The 16,702-nt window shown below is 70.8% G+C and carries 17 protein-coding genes; 7 read left to right on the top strand and 10 right to left on the bottom strand.

The genetic code is table 11. The features are described from left to right. Complete coding sequence (locus FFK22_RS33180; protein ID WP_186002787.1) at window positions 1-1,056, bottom strand: Ldh family oxidoreductase; 1,056 nt, start codon at window positions 1,054-1,056, stop codon at window positions 1-3. Between the two features lie 88 nt (window positions 1,057-1,144). On the opposite strand from FFK22_RS33180, the gene FFK22_RS33175 reads away from it, so the two are divergent. The 5 genes from FFK22_RS33175 (at window position 1,145) to FFK22_RS33155 (ending at window position 5,170) form a co-directional block, all read left to right on the top strand. Continuing rightward, window positions 1,145-1,834, top strand: a complete 690-nt coding sequence (locus FFK22_RS33175; RefSeq protein ID WP_186002786.1) for an RraA family protein — start codon at window positions 1,145-1,147, stop codon at window positions 1,832-1,834. A 32-nt stretch (window positions 1,835-1,866) separates the two neighbouring features. Beyond that, window positions 1,867-3,465: a sensor histidine kinase gene (locus FFK22_RS33170; protein WP_138888961.1), complete on the top strand. Its 1,599-nt coding sequence runs from the start codon at window positions 1,867-1,869 to the stop codon at window positions 3,463-3,465. Further along, window positions 3,462-4,094 (top strand): response regulator transcription factor, encoded by a 633-nt coding sequence (locus FFK22_RS33165; protein ID WP_138888960.1) that lies wholly within the window; start codon window positions 3,462-3,464, stop codon window positions 4,092-4,094. The genes FFK22_RS33170 and FFK22_RS33165 overlap by 4 nt, the downstream gene beginning before the upstream one ends. A gap of 119 nt (window positions 4,095-4,213) precedes the next feature. Then, the gene (locus tag FFK22_RS33160; RefSeq protein ID WP_138888959.1) at window positions 4,214-4,597 is read left to right on the top strand and encodes a response regulator transcription factor; all 384 of its coding nucleotides are present in this window, start codon (window positions 4,214-4,216) and stop codon (window positions 4,595-4,597) included. 126 nt (window positions 4,598-4,723) lie between these two features. Continuing rightward, a complete protein-coding gene (locus tag FFK22_RS33155) occupies window positions 4,724-5,170 on the top strand; it encodes a hypothetical protein (RefSeq protein ID WP_138888958.1) in 447 nt (148 codons plus the stop codon). Between the two features lie 217 nt (window positions 5,171-5,387). On the opposite strand, the gene FFK22_RS33150 is transcribed toward FFK22_RS33155, so the two are convergent. Both FFK22_RS33150 and FFK22_RS33145 read right to left on the bottom strand, forming a co-directional pair. After that, the gene (locus FFK22_RS33150) at window positions 5,388-5,642 is read right to left on the bottom strand and encodes a hypothetical protein (RefSeq protein WP_138888957.1); all 255 of its coding nucleotides are present in this window, start codon (window positions 5,640-5,642) and stop codon (window positions 5,388-5,390) included. Between the two features lie 189 nt (window positions 5,643-5,831). Beyond that, the gene (locus tag FFK22_RS33145) at window positions 5,832-6,638 is read right to left on the bottom strand and encodes a class I SAM-dependent methyltransferase (protein ID WP_138888956.1); all 807 of its coding nucleotides are present in this window, start codon (window positions 6,636-6,638) and stop codon (window positions 5,832-5,834) included. A gap of 128 nt (window positions 6,639-6,766) precedes the next feature. On the opposite strand from FFK22_RS33145, the gene FFK22_RS33140 reads away from it, so the two are divergent. Continuing rightward, window positions 6,767-7,981 (top strand): ROK family transcriptional regulator, encoded by a 1,215-nt coding sequence (locus tag FFK22_RS33140; protein ID WP_138888955.1) that lies wholly within the window; start codon window positions 6,767-6,769, stop codon window positions 7,979-7,981. 7 nt (window positions 7,982-7,988) lie between these two features. Here FFK22_RS33140 and FFK22_RS33135 read toward each other — a convergent pair whose 3' ends face one another. From FFK22_RS33135 to FFK22_RS33105, 7 genes are all read right to left on the bottom strand, one after another. Next, on the bottom strand, window positions 7,989-9,005 hold the full coding sequence (locus FFK22_RS33135) for an SIS domain-containing protein (RefSeq protein WP_138888954.1): 1,017 nt from the start codon (window positions 9,003-9,005) through the stop codon (window positions 7,989-7,991). A gap of 33 nt (window positions 9,006-9,038) precedes the next feature. Next, window positions 9,039-9,920 carry an ABC transporter substrate-binding protein gene (locus FFK22_RS33130; RefSeq protein ID WP_138888953.1) on the bottom strand — a complete coding sequence of 294 codons (882 nt, stop codon included), beginning with the start codon at window positions 9,918-9,920 and terminating at the stop codon, window positions 9,039-9,041. Window positions 9,921-9,970: 50 nt separating this feature from the next. Beyond that, window positions 9,971-10,723, bottom strand: coding sequence for an amino acid ABC transporter ATP-binding protein (locus FFK22_RS33125; protein WP_138888970.1), 753 nt, complete (start codon window positions 10,721-10,723; stop codon window positions 9,971-9,973). Between the two features lie 32 nt (window positions 10,724-10,755). After that, a complete protein-coding gene (locus tag FFK22_RS33120) occupies window positions 10,756-11,652 on the bottom strand; it encodes an amino acid ABC transporter permease (RefSeq protein ID WP_138888952.1) in 897 nt (298 codons plus the stop codon). Then, window positions 11,649-12,614, bottom strand: a complete 966-nt coding sequence (locus tag FFK22_RS33115) for a BadF/BadG/BcrA/BcrD ATPase family protein (RefSeq protein ID WP_221939031.1) — start codon at window positions 12,612-12,614, stop codon at window positions 11,649-11,651. Before FFK22_RS33115 ends, FFK22_RS33120 begins: the two co-directional genes overlap by 4 nt. Before the next feature lie 98 nt (window positions 12,615-12,712). Then, window positions 12,713-13,417, bottom strand: coding sequence for a response regulator transcription factor (locus FFK22_RS33110; RefSeq protein WP_138888950.1), 705 nt, complete (start codon window positions 13,415-13,417; stop codon window positions 12,713-12,715). Beyond that, a complete protein-coding gene (locus FFK22_RS33105; protein WP_138888949.1) occupies window positions 13,398-15,002 on the bottom strand; it encodes a cell wall metabolism sensor histidine kinase WalK in 1,605 nt (534 codons plus the stop codon). The genes FFK22_RS33110 and FFK22_RS33105 overlap by 20 nt, the downstream gene beginning before the upstream one ends. 219 nt (window positions 15,003-15,221) lie before the next feature. Between FFK22_RS33105 and FFK22_RS33100 the strand changes: the two genes are divergently transcribed. Next, a complete protein-coding gene (locus FFK22_RS33100) occupies window positions 15,222-16,700 on the top strand; it encodes an SLC13 family permease (protein ID WP_138888948.1) in 1,479 nt (492 codons plus the stop codon). Window positions 16,701-16,702: the final 2 nt, after the last annotated feature.

The following is a 16,702-nucleotide window of genomic DNA, read 5'->3' as shown; positions in this document are numbered from 1 at the left end:
CTAGGCCGGCACCATAGCTTCGATCTCGGCCTCCGAAAGGCCGGCCGATTGAGCCGCCGCGCGGATGTCGCCCCAGGTCGCGTCGTCGATCGGGATGCCGTCGGCGGCGCGCCGCCGGCGGGTCGCGGCCTCGACCTCGCCCGGCAGCAGCACCGGCGCTGCCGGATCGGCCGGTGGCGATGCCTTCACCCAATCGCAGAAGCGCAGGATCTCAGCCGTATAGGCGGCGCGGTCCGGCAGCCGGTTCACGTCGATCGCGATGCTGGTCATGGTGTTCTCCAGCACGGTGACGCCGGGCGCCGTGCAGCCGCCGCCCGACAGCGCGCCGGACAGGATGTCGGTCAGGATGTTGAGGCCGGCGCCGCGGTGCCCGCCGAAGGGCAGGATCGCGCCGCCGGCATAGAAATCGGCCGGATCGGTGGTCGGCCTGCCGGACTTGTCGACGATGATGCCGGGCCCGACGGCCTCGCCCTTGTTCTTCGCCACCAGCAGCTTGCCCTCGGCGGTCATCGCGGTGGTGATGTCGAGCAGGATCGGGGCGCGGCCCTCCACCGGCACGCAGACCGCCATCGGGCTCGGCGACAACCGCCGGTCGCTGCCGCCGAACGGCGTCACCATCAGCCCGAGGCCGGTGGTGTTGAGGAAATGCAGCGAGACCAGGCCGTGCCCGGCCAGCCGCTCGGCCCAGTCGCCCAGCCGGCCGAGATGGCCGGAGCGGCGGATGGTGACGAGCGCGATGCCATGCGCCTTGGCCCGTTCGGCCAGCAGGTCGGTCGCCTGCTCGCCGATGGTCTGGCCGAAGCCGAACTGGCCGTCGACGACCAGCAGGCTGCCGCCGTCGAAGACCAGGTCGGCGCTGCGGCCGGGGACCACCGTGCCGGCGCGCAGGAAGTCGATGTAGCGCTTCGTGCGCACCACGCCGTGCGAGTCATGGCCGCAGAGGTTGCTGTCGACGAGGTGGCGGGCGATGCGCCCCGCCTCCTCCGCCCCGCAGCCGCCGGCGGCGAAGATCCGCTCGACGATTTCGGTCAGGGGCCTAGGCTCGATCAGCCGCATGATGTCCTCCCCGCGCTGTTGCCTTGCTTTTGTCGGGCAGTATAGCGTTCGCCCGGGCCGATCGGCCCGTCGCCAAATGGGGTGCGCCATGATCGATGATCCGCCACTGCTGACGATCCGCCGCCGCTTCGCCCGGCCGGACCCGGCGCTGGTCGAGGCCCTGCGGGGCATCCAGACCGGTTTCGCCGTCGACGCCATGGACGGCTCGGGCGCGCTGCACCACCGGATCAAGCCGGTCGATCCCGCCCTGGCACCGGTGGTCGGGGTCGCGGTGACCTGCGATTGCGGCCCGGCCGACAATCTGGCGGTGTTCGCGGCGCTCGACATCACCGGGCCGGGCGACGTCCTGGTCTGCGCCGCCGGCGGCTATGAGGGCACGGCGGTGATCGGCGACCTGGTCGCCGGCATGGCCCGCAACAAGGGCGCCGCGGCGCTGGTGACCGACGGGCTGGTGCGCGATCTCATCGGGCTGCGCCAGGTCGGGCTGCCGGTGTTCGCGGCCGGCGTTACCCCGAACTCGCCGGCGCGGCAGGGGCCGGGGACCGCCGGGCTGCCGATCGTGGTCGGCGGGGTTCGGGTCGAGTCCGGGGACGTGCTGGTCGGCGACCTCGACGGCGTGGTGGTGATCCCGCGGGAGCGCCTGGCCGCGGTGGTGGACCGCCTGGCCGCGATCCGGCAGAAGGAGGCGGCGCTCGACGCCGCGGTCCGTGGCGGCCTGACCATGCCGGACTTCGCCCGCCGCATCCTCGACTCCGATCGCGTCCGCTCGATCGACTGAATTGCCCCTCGATGAACCGCAACGCCGCAAAGATGCCTGCCGACACCGTGCCCGGTTCCGGACCCGGCCTGGGGCGGATCGGCCCCAGGCGCCGCCATTGGCACCGCCTGCTGGCGCTGCTGCTGGGTGCTGCCGTGTTCGTCGTCGACACCTTCACCGATGTGACCGGCGCCATCGCGGTGCTCTACGTCCTGGTGATGCTCCTCGCCTCCGACGCCTTCTCGCGGCGCGGCCTCATCCTCCTGACGCTGGCCTGTGCCGGCCTCGCGGTTCTCTCCTTCTTCATCTCGCATGGCGATGAGGCGGATGTCTCGGCCGTGATCCGCTGTGGCATTGCCCTGGCGGCGATCGGCATCACCACGGTGCTGCTGCTGCGCGACCAGGCGTCGAAGCAGTCCCTGGTGGCGGCGAACGCTGCCCTGGCCCGCAGCGAGACGCGGTACCGGTCGATCTTCGAGCAGGTCCGGGTCTCGCTGTGGGAGCAGGACTTCTCCGAGGTCAGGGCCATGCTCACAAGGCTGGGGCAGCAGGGCGTGCGGGATGTCGCCGCCTATGTGCGGGAGCATCCCGCCTTCGCCCGGGACTGCGCCCGGCGGATCCGGACGATGCACGTCAACGACGCGACGGCCGAACTGCTGCGGCTGTCGTCGCCAGCCGAGGCGCTGGGCCCGATCGAGCGCTTCCTGCCGGCCGGCGATCCCGCCCTGCCGACGGTCCTGGCGGCGGTGGCCGAGGGCAGCAGCCGGTTCGAGGGGCGGGCGAAGCTGCTTGCCGCCGACGGGCAGGTGCTGACGGTCCTCCTCCGCATCTCCTTCCCCGACGAGGCGGACGAGTTCGGCCGCGTGGTGGTCGGCATGGTCGATGTGACCGAGCGCGAGCAGCTCCAGCAGACGCAGCTCGCCGCCCAGGCCGAGCTGGCGCGGGCGTCGCGGGCGGCGACGGTCGGCGCGCTGTCGGCCTCGATCGCCCATGAGATCAACCAGCCGCTCGGCGCCGTGGTGATGAACGCCCAGACCTGCCTGCGCTGGCTCGGCAAGGATCCACCCGACGTCGAGGCGGCGGTGCGGGCGGCGGAGCGCACGGTGCGGGACGGCCGGCGGGCGGCCGAGATCGTGCAGCGCACGCGCGGCCAGCTGGTCCGCGACCAGCGCAACGACGAAGCAATCGACCTGCGCGCGCTGATCGAGGAGACGATCCCGCTGCTGGAGACCGAGCTGAGCGCCCACGCCGCGACCGTCGTCACCCGGTTCGCGCCGTCGGTCCCGCCGGTCCGGGCCGACCGCGTGGCGCTGCAGCAGGTGCTGATCAATCTGATGACCAACGGCCTCCACGCCATGGCCGAGACGCAGGCCGCCGAGCGCGAGCTCACGGTCAGCGTCGACAGGCCCGATGGGCTCGAAATCCGCGTCTCGGTCCGCGATCGCGGCAAGGGCATTCCCGATGAGCTCCAGGCCCGGCTGTTCGAGCCCTTCTTCACGACCAAGCGGGGCGGCATGGGAATGGGGCTTGCGATCTGCCGCTCGACGATCGAGACATATGGCGGACAGTTGACGGCCAGGACTCACGAGCAGGGGGGAGCGGTGTTCGAGTTCGCGCTGCCGGCGGACCCGGACACTGCGCAGGCATCATGAAAGCACCAGCCGGGACAACGCCCGCCGCAACGCCCCTCATCCTCATCGTCGATGACGACGAGGCCATCCGCGAGGCGCTGACCGACCTGCTGCGCTCGGTCGGCATCGAGGCGCGGAGCTTCGGGTCGACCAAGGAGCTGCTCGACGCCGCCCCGACCGACCGGCCGGGCTGCCTGATCCTCGATGTCCGCCTGCCGGGGCTCAGCGGGCTGGACCTGCAGGCCCAGTTGGCGCGCGGCGGCAACACCCGCCCGATCATCTTCATGACCGGCCACGGCGACATCCCGATGAGCGTCCGGGCAATGAAGGCCGGGGCGATGGATTTCCTGACCAAGCCGTTCCGCGATCAGGACATGCTCGATGCGGTGGCCGCCGCCATCGACAAGGACAGGACGCAGCGCCAGGACGCCGCGGCGGCCAAGGAGGTGGCGGCGCTGGCGGCCACGCTGACCCCGCGCGAGACCGAAGTCATGGCGGCGGTGGTGAAGGGGCTGATGAACAAGCAGATCGCCGGCCTGCTCGGCATCAGCGAGATCACGGTCAAGCTGCACCGCGGCAACGTCATGCGGAAGATGGCCGTCCGGTCGGTCGCCGACTTGGTGCGCAAGGCGGAATTGCTGGAACGGTGACGCCTGGACTGGACGGACAGCCGCTTCGTCCTGGACCTATGTATGGTACCCGGCCGGCGACACCTGGCCTATCTAGGACAAGCGGACCAGAGGTCCGCTTTGCTGTCCGCCGAGGTATCGTGTCCCACTCCCCCGTCATCGCCGTCATCGACGACGACCACGCCATCCGCGAGGCGCTGGAGGACCTCCTGTCCTCGCTGGGCTACCGCGCCCTGCCCTTCGCCTCGGCCGAGGACTTCCTGGCGTTTCCGGGCCGGTCCGACGTGGCCTGCATGGTCTGCGATGTCAGGATGGGGGGCATGACCGGCCTCGATCTGCAGGCTTCGCTGAATGCCGAGGGCAAGCCCTCCCCGATGATCTTCATGACCTCCTACACCGACACGGCGACGCGAGCGAAGGCCCTGGCCGGCGGTGCCCATGGCTTCCTGGAGAAGCCGGTCGATGCCGAGGTTTTGATCGCCTGCCTGGCCTCGGCGCTGCGGCACGAGGCCCGGGCGGACTGAGCCCGACCTATACCTCCGTCTATCCCCTGCCACCGAAATCGCCAGCCGGCGCAAACCACAGTGGAATAGGTCCGCCCTCGGCCGTCCGCCATCCTGTCTCGACGACGACAGACTTGGGAGGAGGCGATGTTCTGGAGCGGATCGGGTGCCTTCATTCGGCGCGATGTCGACACGGGTGATGCGCAGTACTTCAACTGGCAGATCTCGTTTTCATCCCGCCGCGACACGTCCGGCAACCGCTGGCTCGACGCTTTGCACCTGTCCTGCTCGCGGCACCCGCTCGGCATGTCGCGTGCACAGCCGACGGGAGAGGTCGAGATCCGGCTCGCGGTCCGGGACGGTGCCGGCGAGGACGGGACGACGGACCGGCTGCTCCGCCTCCGTGTCTCGGCGCAGGCCATCGACCTGTGGATCGCGGCCGCCGGCCCGGCGGCCCATTCAAAACCCCGCTCCCGGCATCGGGCCGTTTCGACGCTCCACGTCCCACCGGCAATCGAGGCCGGCGTCCCGGACGACACCACCCTGCTCGATGGCGGGACGTTCGTCCTGGACGGGCCGGCCTTTCGGACGTGAAGACGGCCGGGATCTGATACGGCCGGCCGGACGGAGAGCTGAGCCGCAGGGCGACCGATCGCTCTGCGGCTCAACGGCTTGCCGGGCGGAAAAAGACGAGGCCGCCGCGGCTGAAGGCCGGGCGGCCGGGTGAAGGAGCGACGGATCCCGGATGACCTGGTCCGGCAGGAGCGGCCCGGGTCTTATCGGTGCCGTCCCTGCCAGGACAGCTCCGGCCTCAGGGCCGCGCTGCCGCCGTCACGGTGCAGCCCGCGACGTCGAACGGGGCCGCACCGGCGACCAGCGCCATGTCCGTCGCAGGCGGCCGGGTGACGATGGTGACGGGCACATCCTCGCCATTCGCCGCGCTGGAGGCGAGCGAGACGCCGAGCACCGTGGCCAGGGCCAGCGTGGCGAAGCCGCAGATGGCCATGGTGAGGCCCGTTGCCTTCGGATGCGGCAGACCGGGATCGGTCTTCTGTGCGTGCCCCATGATGTGCCTCCTCTCCAGGATCGGCGTCCGGCATCGGATGACGATGCGCGATCGCCGCTGATCAGAGGCTAAGGCCGAAGCGGCACGCCGCTCCATCGCACCTAGGGCGCACAGGGCTCTGCCTTCGTTGGGCGGACCTATACCTTGGTTTGGGATGATCGCGCGTGGCCGGGCGAGCTTGGCCGTCCCTCAGGAGGCCGGGCGGATGCCGCGGCAGGCCCAGGCGACCGCGGCGAAGGACCGCGGCCCGTCCGGCTGGCCGCCCTCATAGGCGGCCCTGACCGCGGCCTCGGTCGCGGCGCGCCCGGCCGGGTCGAGCGCCGATACATATTTGCCCAGCGGCCCTTCGCCGGCGGCGATCGGCTCCCAATAGTCGCCGAACGACCGGTAATCCATCCGGATCGCCAGCGACGTCTGCTCCACCTCGGCCAGCCCCTGGGCGATGAAGCACTGCTCCATCTCGCCCGGCCGCGTCATCGGCTGGAACAGGTACCGGCTGCGCGCGTCACGCGCGGCGCCGCTCGATGCGGCCACCGTGTCCCACATCATCCGCATGGCCGGCAGCCCGCCGAGATGGTCCCAGACCGCAGCGGCGACGACACCGCCCGGACGGACCACCCGGCACATCTCGGCGACCGCCTTCGCCGCGTCGCTGACGAAGTGGAGGACGAGCAGCGACAGGGCGCGGTCGAAACCGCCGTCCGGAAACGGCAGGGCGCAGGCATCCGCTTCCTGGACAGTGATCCGCGGATCGTCGTTGCGCCGCCGCGTCTCCTCGACGAAGACGGGCGAATAGTCGATCGCGGCGACCTCCTTCAGATCCGCGGCCTGGGGCAGCGCGAAGGTCAGGCTGCCCGTGCCGCAGCCGACGTCGAGGACCCGCTCGCCGTCGGCGATGCCGGCGAACCGGATCAGCAGGGGCGCGAGCGTCCGGCTCCAGCGCCCCATCAACTGCTCATAGCCGGCCGCTTGGTTGACGTTGAAGCTCGACGGCATCCCGGCCTCCCTCGATGCCGCATCATACTCCAACTCGGGCCGCGGCGCGCGCCGGGCCTGAAAACCTTTGATGTCGAAGCCTCGGGGCTTGCCCTATCATCGGCCGATCCCTCCGCCACAGCGCGTCGATGCCGAATCCGCCGAAATTTCCTCCGGTCGCCGGGCCACCCCCCGCCCTCACCGACAGTGCCCGCGCGGTCCTGCGGACCGTGTCGACCTCCGGCCCGATCACCCGGCCGCAGCTGGGCGCCCTCCTCGCCTTCTCGAAACCGACCATGTCGGCCGCCGTCGGCGAGCTCGAAGCGCTCGGGCTGGTGGCGTCCCGGGGCACGGTCAAGGGCCCGACCGGCCGGACCGCCGTCACCTATGGCCTCGGGTCCGAGGCCGGCGTCGTCGTCGGCGTCGATGCCGGCACAACTCACACCCATGCGATCGCGGCCGGGCTGGACGGGCGGCCGATCGCCGAGGTCGATCTGGCGTCGTCCGAGATCGAAGGCGCGGTGGAGCAGGTGCTGGGCGGCGTCCGCCGGGACGGACCGCTGCGGGCGATCGCGGTGGCGGTACCGACGATCGTCTCCTCCGCCCTGGCGCCGCGAGGCCGGGGCAAGGACCTGGTGGCCATCGCGCAGCGCCTTCAAGCCCGCTTCGGCGTGCCGATCCTGCTGGAGAACAACGTCAACTGCGCCGCCCTGGCGGAGTTGCGGGAGGGCACGGGACGTGCCTCGTTCATCTACCTGCAGGTCGGGGTGAAGATCGGCCTCGGCATCATCATCGACGGCCGGCTGTTCCGCGGCTTCAACGGAGCGGCCGGAGAGGTCGGGCGCCTGCCCTTCCCCTGGTCGGCAACCGAGACGCCGCGGCTTGAGGCGCTGGAGGAGTATCTGGGCTCGGCGAGCCTGGTCGCCCGCTGTGCCCGGGATTGGCCGGCCGATGAAGGCACTGCGCCGCAGAGCGCCGAGGAGCTGTTCGCGCGGGCCGCGACCTCGGCCCATGCGCGCGCCTGCATCGACCGCCATGCCGCCGATATCGGCCGGTTGGTCGCCGCCTGCGTCGGGGTGCTGGACCCCGGCCTGGCGGTGCTCGGCGGCGGCGTCGGCCAGAACGAGCTGATGGTGGAGCAGGTCGCCCGGACCGTCGCGGAGCTGACCTGGCCGACCGAGATCGCGGTCAGCCGGCTGACCCGGAAGGCCACGGTGCTCGGCGCCGTCGGGCTGGCAGCGGATTACAGCCTCGGCACGCTGCTGGGCGAGGACCGGCGCCCGGCCTTCTCGCTGCTGCCCGCGGCGGACGGGGAGCCGCGGCCCGCCCGCCGCCTGGCGCGGGCGGCCGGCGGGCAGCGTTGACCCGGGGTCAGGCGGCCTGCAGCGGCAGCTTGGTGTCGGTCTGCCGGTAGCGGAAGTTGCATTGCGGCAGGCCGGCAGCCTCGGCCAGGTCGGCGATCAGCAGCTGCGCCGGGATGGCCTGCAGGATCGCGCCCGGAAGCCCCGCCGCGGCCCCGGGCACCGGGATCACCACCAGGTTCTTGGCCTCGGTCAGGTCTTGCCGCGTGGTGATCAGCACCGACGGGATACCGAAGCCAGCCAGATCCTGCGCCAGCGTCACCTCCCGGCCGTCGCCGAACAGGATGACGCCGCTGCGCTCATCGTTCGGCTCCATCGGGCCGTGCAGGAAATTCAGCGTGTCCCAGCCCTGCGCCGCGACGCGCACGGCCTCGCGGATCAGCAGCGCGGCGTAGCCGGCGGTGCCGTGGGCGATGCCGGCGCCGACGCAGTCGATGGCGATGCGGCCGGCCAGCAGCGCCGACGCCTTCGCCACCGGCCCGGCCACGGCGGCGAGGACCGCCTCGGCCGCCGCCGGCAGCGCCGCCCAGTCGGCGCCCGACGGGCGGCCGGCCCGGTCCGCCAGCAGCCCGATCGCCTGCAGCGCGCAGACATAGCTGGTGGTGTTCGGGCCGCTGTCCGGGCCGCTCGCGGTCGCGATCATGGTCCGGGCGACCTCGCCCAGCGGCGTCGCGGCCGCGTTGGCGATGCCGAAGCTCGCCGCCTGCGGCCGGATCCGGATCGCCTGGGCCGGCTCGACGCTACGGCCGGAGGCAGAGATCGCGACATAGGCGTCGGCCGCGTCGACCGCAGGATCGTAGAGATCGGTGCCGGGCAGCGCGAAGGCGCGGATGCCCTGGCCGCGCATCGCCGCGGCGCCGGCCTCGGCCGCGTAGAGGCTGGCGCCGATGCCGACCAGAGCAACCGTTCCCCGCCGCAGGGGCGCCAGATCCGCCCGCTCCAGCGTCCCGGCCACGGCCTGCCGGCTGGCCTCCAACGCCTTCGGCTGCAGGGCGATGCCGTCGCGGTAACTGACTCTGTCTGTCATGGGTCTGGTCCGTTGCGGTCGGGGACAGTTGGCTCAATCGAGCTTCATGTAGTCGGCCCAGCGGGCCGCATCATTGACGGTGATGGTGGTGACGGCGTTCTGGCTGAGCCCCCACTTCTCGAAGATCTTTCCGTAGGTGCCGTCGTCGATCATCTTCTGCAGCGTGGCCTTGATCGCGTCGCGCAGCTCCGGATTGGTCTTGCCGACCAGGATGCCCTGGTAGCCGACGGCGTATTTGGCGGTCTCCACCAGCTCCAGCTTCTTCCCGGTCTGCGGCTGGTGCGCCAGCGTGTAGGCGGCCACCCCGACGGTATCGAGCGAGACGTCCAGGCGCCCGCTGCGCATCGCCACCTTGGCCTGGTCGTTCGACGGGAACTGCAGCACCTCCAGCGGCTTGTCGGCCGGGCACAGCTCCTTCTGCTTGTCGAGCAGCTGCAGCGGGATCGAGCCCTGCACCGCGCCGGCGCGCAGGCCGCAGATGTCGCTGATCTTCTTGATGCCGTGCGGGTTGCCCTCGAGCACGATCAGCCCGGTGCCTTCGAGCGTGTAGTCGATGATGTCGAGGATCTTCTCGCGCTCGATGAAGTCGCCGAAGGCCGACATGCCGAGATCGAAGCGCCCGGCCTGGATCGCCGGGATGATGCTGGCGAACTGGGCGGGCGAGAAGGTGAACTTCACCCCCAGCCGCGCCGCCATCTCGGCCGCCAGGTCCTGCTCCAGCCCGATCAGCGTCGTGTTGTCGGTGTCGTAGAAGTCATAGGGTGGCTGCTGCGGGTCGGTGCCGACGCGGATCTCGCCCGACTGGCGGATGGACTCGGGCAGCATAGCCCGCAGCGCGGGATCGACCTCCGCGGCCTGCGCCGCGCCGGCCATGAGGACCGCGGAGGCCGCCAGAACGAAAAGCCTGTTCATCATTTTTCTCACTCCCTGTTTGCGTTGCGCGGTTTGCTCGGGCGGCGGGCCGGTCAGTGGATCCGCCGCAGGAACGCCTGGGTGCGCGGGTGCCGGGGGTGGTCCAGCACCTCGGCGGCCGTCCCCTCTTCCACCACCACGCCCTGATCCATGAAGATCACCCGGTCCGCGACCTCGCGGGCGAAGCCCAGCTCATGGGTGACGACCAGCATCGTCATTCCCTCGGCGGCCAGGCGCTTCATCACCGCCAGCACCTCGCCCACCAGCTCCGGGTCGAGGGCCGAGGTCGGCTCGTCGAACAGCATCAGCTTCGGGCGCATGGCCAGCGCCCGGGCGATCGCCACCCGCTGCTGCTGGCCGCCCGACAGCTGCTGCGGATAGGCCTGGGCCTTGTCGCCGAGATCGACCATCTCCAGCAGCGCCCGGGCCCGGGCGACGGCGTCCGCACGCGGCTCGCCACGGATCAGCACCGGCGCCTGGACGATGTTCTCGGTCACGTCGAGATGCGGGAACAGGTTGAAGCGCTGGAACACCATGCCGATGTCGCGGCGCTGGCGCGCCAGCTCGGCGGCCTTCAGCTCGTACAGGCGGTCGCCCCGGCGGCGGTAGCCGATCAGCTCGCCATCGACCAGGATCTCGCCGCCGCTGAGCTTCTCCAGATGGTTGATGCAGCGGAGGAAGGTCGACTTGCCGCTGCCGGACGGGCCCAGCATGCAGGCGACCTCGCCCTTCTGGATGGTCAGGTCGATGCCCGACAGCACCTGCAGGTTGTCGAAGGCCTTGCGCACGCCGATCGCCTCGACCATCGGCCGCGCCGTGTCCTGTCCGGCGGCGCCCATCAGCCCCGCCTCCCGGCCGCGCCGAGGATCCGCCTGGCCTTCGACGGTCCACGGTCGCTGCGGCCCAGGCGCCGCTCGATCCAGGACTGGCCGATCGAGGCGACCGTGGTCAGCACCAGGTACCAGATGCTGGCGACGATCAGCAGCTCGATGATCAGGAAGTTCTTGGCGTAGATGTTCTGGACCCGCGTCAGCAGGTCCTGCGCCGCCACCACCGAGACCAGCGAGGTGGTCTTCAGCATCGAGATGGTCTGGTTGCCGATCGGCGGGATGATGACGCGCAGCGCCTGCGGCAGCACGATCCGGGTCAGGGTCTGAAACGGGGTGTAGCCGAGCGCCGTCGCCGCCTCGCTCTGGCCCCGGTCGACGGCCAGCAGGCCGCCGCGGACGATCTCCGCGACATAGGCGGATTCGTTCAGGCTGAGCGCCAGCAGGGCGGCGGTGAAGGCCGAGATCAGCGCGTTGGTCTCGACATGCAGCGGCCCGATGTCGATCGCCGGGATGAACAGCTGGATGTTGAACCAGAAGATGATCTGCACCAGCAGCGGCGTGCCGCGGAAGAACCAGATGTAGAAGCCGGCGAAGCCCGACAGGATCGGGTTCGACGCCAGCCGCATCATCGCCAGCACGATCCCGGCCAGGATGCTGATCGCCATGGCCAGGACGGTGAAGACCAGGGTCAGCCGGATGCCGTCCAGGATCGTCGGGTCGAACAGATAGGGGAGGATCGCGTCCCACTGCACGTTCCGGCTGCTGGCGACCAGCGCGGCGAAGCCCAGGACGACCGCCATCAGCAGGGCGGCGCCGAAGCGCTGGCCCCAGTATCGCGCCGGGATGATCCGCAGCCCGGACGAGGTCGGATTTCGCCCGGCGGGCGCCGCGTCAGTCGCCGTCATCGCATCCTCCGATCGCTGTCCGGCAGAACGGGTGCTGGTATCGCCGGCCGCGGTAGCTGCGGCGGGACATCGCCTCGCAGCAGGCTTTCGGCGAGCCGGATCGCCCCGAAGGCCGGCGGTGTGGCCAGCAGCGTCACGGTCCACCCCGGAACCTGCTCGGCCACCGCCACCTCGAAGGCCCGCATCAGCCGCGGCTGGCGCGTGATGACGCCGCCGCCGGCGACCACGCAGCCGCCCTTCGCGCCGCGGTCCACCAGCCGCCGGACCAGCAGGGCCAGGGCCTGGCCGCCCGCCTCGATCACGCTGCGGGCGAGCTCCGACCCGCCCTCCGCGGCGGCGAACAGGGCGGGCGCGTGGCGGCCGATGCCGGCGGCGCTGCCCTCGGCGGCCAGGGTCTTGCCGATCCGCACCGGGTCGTCGATGTCGAGGATGCCGAGCAGCGCCTGCGCCAGCGGATCCAGGGCCTGGCCCCGGTCCAGCGCGTCCCGCACCGCCCGGGCGGCATCCCGCACCAGGCCGCTGGCGCTGCCCTCGTCGCCGAGGAACCAGCCCCAGCCTCCCGCCGTCAGCATCGAGCCGTCAGGCAGCCGGGCGACGGCGATCGAGCCGGTGCCGGCGATGACGGAGATGCCCATGGCCTGGCCGGCCGCCGGCAGCAGCAGCTCGGAATCGTTGAGCACGAGCACCGCGCCGCCTGTCCGGGCCGCGATCAGCTCCTGGAACACCTGGCACTGCTCGGTGCTGTCGCAGCCATGCGCGCCGACCACGATGGCGGCCGGCTCCGCACCGCCCGCGGCGTCGCGGACCATGGCGACAAGTGCCGCCGCATCCTCGTCGAGGCGATGGCGGCGCCAGCTTCCCGTCGCGTCGGTCCGGTCGGCCAGGGTGATGCCGTCTCGCGCCACGACCAACTGCGTCTTGGTTCCGCCGATATCGACACCGACGACGAAATTCCCCGCCACTCTGCCTCCGACCCGTTCAGGCATTATCCATTAAGGTTAGTTAATCTAACTAACTCTTGAAGGCAATCCTGTTTTGGTCGGCGGCAAGCTCGCCCTGCTCACCGACGAGCGCTGTCGTTCCGATCGCCGGCTGAGGCATCGGCGAGCATGTAGCCGACCCCACGCACGGTCCGGATCGCCGGCGGGCCGTCCATGCCGAGCTTCCGTCGAAGATAGCGGATGTAGACCTCGACGATCTTGGTCCCGGGATCGAAGCCATAGTTCCAGACATTGCTGAGCAGCCGCTGCCGGCTGACGACCTTGCCGGCGTTCGACATCAGATAGCGCAGCAGCTCGAACTCCCGGACGGTCAGCTCGATGTCGTTCCCGGATTTCATCACCCGCCGCGTCGCCGGATCGAGGGTCAGGGGGCCGACCTGCAGCAACTCCACCGGGTCCAGGCCCGGCCGGCGCCGCCCCAGCGCCTCGATCCGGGCCACCAGCTCGTCGAAGGCGAAGGGCTTGGTCAGATAGTCGTCAGCGCCGCTCTGCAGCCCGTCCACGCGGTCGCGGATGCTCTCCTTGGCGGTCAGCATCAGCACCAGCACCGGCCGCCGCTCCTGCCGGATGATGCGGCAGACCTCGAGGCCGTCGACATAGGGGATCATCCGGTCGAGGATCACCAGATCGACCGCCTCCTGCCGGAGCTGGTCGAGGCCGTCGCGCCCGTCCTCGGCGAGCAGGACCCGGTAGCCCTCGGCCTCCAGGCCGCGCTGCAGGAAGCTCGAGATGCGCCGGTCGTCCTCAATGATCAGGATGCGCATCGATGATCCTTTCGACGACCGGCAGCCGGATGCGAAGCACGGCGCCCTGCGGCTCCGCCGCCTCCAGCGCGATGCTGCCGCCGTGTCGCTCGACGATGGTCTTGGCGATCGCCAGGCCGACCCCCAGCCCCTTGGCGGCGCGGCTGGCGTTGTTCCGCCCGCGATAGTAACGATCGAACACGAAAGGCAGCTCCTCGAGGTCGACCCCGCAGCCCTGATCGCTGATCGAAACCGAGACGCTGTCCTCCTCGTCGCGGATCCCGACCTCGATGGTCCCGCCGGGATCTGCGTATTTGATGGCATTGTCGATCCCGATCAGCAGCGCCTGCTTCAGGCGTTGCGGGTCGGCGCGGACCAGGCAGTCCGGCGCCGTCTCGACCAGCCGGATGGCCATCTGCTTCGGGCTGGCCAGGATCGCGCTTTCCCGGATCGCCGCCGCGACCACTGCGTCCGGTCCCACCGTCTCGAAGGTGAAGCTGACATCCTCGGCCTGGGCCCGGGTAAAGGCCTGCAGATCCTCCAGCAGCCGCGCCATGTCGGCGGCATAGGCGCCGATCCGGGTCAGTGCCTCGCGATACGCGGCGAGCCGCGGACGGCCGCGCAGGGCGACCTCGGCCTCGCCGCGCAGGATCGTCAGCGGCGTGCGCAGCTCGTGGCCGGCATCGGCAAGGAACTGGCTGCGCCTGCTGTCGAGCGCACGGAGCTGCTCATTGGCCTCACGCAGCTCGTGCGTCCGCTGCTCGACCTCGCTCTCCAGCCGGGCCTGGGCGGACATCAGCCGCCCCCTCTGCTCCCCGATCGCCTCGGCCATCTTGTTGAAGCTGTCCGACAGCAGCTGGAACTCGTCGCGCCGGACGGTCCGGATGCGATGGTCGAGCCGGCCCTGGGCAATCGCCTCCGCCCCGGCCGTCAGCTGCCGCACCGGCTGGACGATCGAGCGCCGCAGCGCCACCCCGGAGCCGATGCCGGCGGCCACGACCAGGACCGAGAAGCCTCCGGCGACGATCAGAAGCACGTGCTGCGCGGCCTGCACCCGCTTCAGTTCCTCCGCCACCTCGCCCCGCTCCTCCAGCCGGGCGGTCTCGAGCATCGTCTCGAAATCGTTGGACAGGCGGTACTCGATGCGACGCCGGAAGATGTCGACCGCGCGATCCTGCTGGCCGGCCCCCTGGGCTTCGAAGACCTGCACCGCCGCCCGGTCGATCGCACGATAGAATTCGTGCAGGCGAGCGGTGAACTCGACCTCCGGCAATTCCTGCTGCACCTCGCCGAGCCCGCCGAGCGTCGTGAACTCCTTGCGGGTCACCTCTGCGAGGTGCCGGAATCCCGCCTCGATCTCCTGCTGCGCCAGCTTGAAATCGGGCATCTGCTCCGGCCCGAGCAGCAGCACCTCGGCCAGTTGCTCGGCATAGTTGTTGCCCAGGCTGTCGAGGTCGCTGATCGCCTCGAACCGGGAATGGACGCCGTCGATGCGACGGACGAAGTCGCCGGTGAGGCGGAGCGTCATCAGCATCACGCCGACCACCACGGCGACGAAGCCGATGGTGACGAGTTGGAACAGCAGGATGCGGCGTCGGACGGTCATGCTGCCTCGCGTGATGGGAAGCGCCGGGGCCGACACCATCACCCGCGACGCCGACGGGCAAGGCCGCCGCGGCGTCCGACGGCGCGACTCTCCGAATTCTAACCTTGCGCTCCACGCTCCCTAACCGATGGCGTCGTAGTTTGTGCCCCGGACGATGAGCCGATCCCCGTTCGATCAGGCGTGTCCAAGCATGTCCGGCCACCCGGGCGGAGTGATGGCATGACGAACGCAACCGAATGGTCCGGGCCGGCGCCCGGCCCGCGCACGGACCGCATCCGCTGGCGGCCGTCGATGGATGCCGTCCGGCTGCGGCCCATCCTGGTTGCGTGCGGCGCGGCGTTGGCCGGGCTTGCGATCGAATTCGGCATACCGGGGATGCCGCCTGCGACCCGGCACGCCCTCGAGATCCTGCTGCTGGCGATGATCGGCTGGACCCTGACACCACTGGACGACGCCTTCGTCGCGGTGGCCGCGGTGGCCGCGGCGGTCGCCATGACGGTGTTCGTCACCGGACGGCCCGAGGCGCTGTTCGCCACCCTCGGCAACGAGCTGATCTGGCTGCTGCTCGCCTCCTTCCTGCTGGCCGCGGCACTCAAGGCCAGCGGCGTGGCCGACCGGCTGGTTGCCCTGGCCTCCGGCCGGGCGCGCTCGGTGCGCGGGCTCGCCTGGGCGCTGACCGGCATGATTCTCGCCACCGCCTTCATCATCCCCTCGACCTCCGGCCGGGCTGCGATGATGGTCCCGGCCTACGCTGCGATCGCATCGCATTGCGGCAGCCGGCGACAGCGAACGGCGTTCGCGCTCCTGTTCCCGACGGCCATCCTGCTGTCGGCTTTCGCGTCCCCGCTCGGCGCCGGCGCCCATCTTCTCGCCGCCGGGATGGTGGAGCGGTTGTCGGGCCAGGAGGTCGGCTATCTCGAGTGGGTGAGCTTCGGGCTGCCTTTCGCGGTGGTCAGCGCCTTTCTGTCGACCGAGGTTATCCTGCGGCTGTTCCTGGCGCCGGAAGAGCGCCGCGCCCGGCTTGTTCCACCCGCGATCGCGGCCGGCCGGGCGCCGCTGCACCGGCAGCCGGTGCTCTGGATCGCCGGCGCCGTGATCCTGGGCTGGCTCGCCGCGCCCGTGCACCGGATCGATCCGACGATCCTGGCGATGCTGGGCGCTCTCGCCGCCTGCTGCCCCGGCGTGAGCCCGGTCTCGTTCCGTGACGCCATCCGGGATGCCGACCTCGCGCTCCTGCTCTTCCTGGCGGCGACGATCTGCCTGGCCGACGGGCTGATGGCGTCCGGCCTGCATGAATGGCTGGTCGCGGTGGTGTTCCCGCCGGTGCAGCAGGGCCATCCGTCGCCGGCGGCGATCCTGGCGCTGGTGGCAACGATCGGCCTGCTGTCGCATCTCGTCATCCACAGCCGCACGGCGCGGGTGTCGATCCTGTTGCCGCCGGTCCTGATCCTGGCGCAGTCGGCCGGGATCAGCCCGATCATGGCGATGCTGGCGACCGTCTCGGCAACCGGCTTCTGCCAGACCCTGATGATCAGCGCCAAGCCGGTGGCCCTGTTCGGCCGGCTGGCCGAGGAGGCGTTCGGCGCGCGCGACCTTGCCCGGCTCAGCGCCGTGCTGATGCCGCTGCACTTCGCGTTGATCATGCTGTTCGCGGCCATCGCCTGGCCCGCCATCGGATCCCTGCTGGCCACCCCATAGGA

Origin of the sequence: Mycobacterium sp. KBS0706, from assembly GCF_005938675.2 — a bacterium.
Taxonomy (GTDB): domain Bacteria; phylum Pseudomonadota; class Alphaproteobacteria; order DSM-16000; family Inquilinaceae; genus Inquilinus.
The sequence above is the reverse complement of the archived record's forward strand: the minus strand, read 5'-3'. Positions and strand labels throughout refer to the sequence as shown.

Excerpts from the sequence above, each read along its gene's own strand:
- FFK22_RS33100 (WP_138888948.1), top strand. The coding sequence starts at position 15,222 with ATGACGAACGCAACCGAATGGTCCGGGCCGGCGCCCGGCCCGCGCACG.
- FFK22_RS33105 (WP_138888949.1), bottom strand. The coding sequence starts at position 15,002 with ATGACCGTCCGACGCCGCATCCTGCTGTTCCAACTCGTCACCATCGGC.
- FFK22_RS33155 (WP_138888958.1), top strand. The coding sequence starts at position 4,724 with ATGTTCTGGAGCGGATCGGGTGCCTTCATTCGGCGCGATGTCGACACG.
- FFK22_RS33120 (WP_138888952.1), bottom strand. The coding sequence starts at position 11,652 with ATGACGGCGACTGACGCGGCGCCCGCCGGGCGAAATCCGACCTCGTCC.
- FFK22_RS33175 (WP_186002786.1), top strand. The coding sequence starts at position 1,145 with ATGATCGATGATCCGCCACTGCTGACGATCCGCCGCCGCTTCGCCCGG.
- FFK22_RS33140 (WP_138888955.1), top strand. The coding sequence starts at position 6,767 with ATGCCGAATCCGCCGAAATTTCCTCCGGTCGCCGGGCCACCCCCCGCC.
- FFK22_RS33170 (WP_138888961.1), top strand. The coding sequence starts at position 1,867 with ATGCCTGCCGACACCGTGCCCGGTTCCGGACCCGGCCTGGGGCGGATC.
- FFK22_RS33110 (WP_138888950.1), bottom strand. The coding sequence starts at position 13,417 with ATGCGCATCCTGATCATTGAGGACGACCGGCGCATCTCGAGCTTCCTG.
- FFK22_RS33150 (WP_138888957.1), bottom strand. The coding sequence starts at position 5,642 with ATGGGGCACGCACAGAAGACCGATCCCGGTCTGCCGCATCCGAAGGCA.
- FFK22_RS33125 (WP_138888970.1), bottom strand. The coding sequence starts at position 10,723 with ATGGTCGAGGCGATCGGCGTGCGCAAGGCCTTCGACAACCTGCAGGTG.
- FFK22_RS33130 (WP_138888953.1), bottom strand. The coding sequence starts at position 9,920 with ATGATGAACAGGCTTTTCGTTCTGGCGGCCTCCGCGGTCCTCATGGCC.
- FFK22_RS33135 (WP_138888954.1), bottom strand. The coding sequence starts at position 9,005 with ATGACAGACAGAGTCAGTTACCGCGACGGCATCGCCCTGCAGCCGAAG.
- FFK22_RS33180 (WP_186002787.1), bottom strand. The coding sequence starts at position 1,056 with ATGCGGCTGATCGAGCCTAGGCCCCTGACCGAAATCGTCGAGCGGATC.
- FFK22_RS33145 (WP_138888956.1), bottom strand. The coding sequence starts at position 6,638 with ATGCCGTCGAGCTTCAACGTCAACCAAGCGGCCGGCTATGAGCAGTTG.
- FFK22_RS33165 (WP_138888960.1), top strand. The coding sequence starts at position 3,462 with ATGAAAGCACCAGCCGGGACAACGCCCGCCGCAACGCCCCTCATCCTC.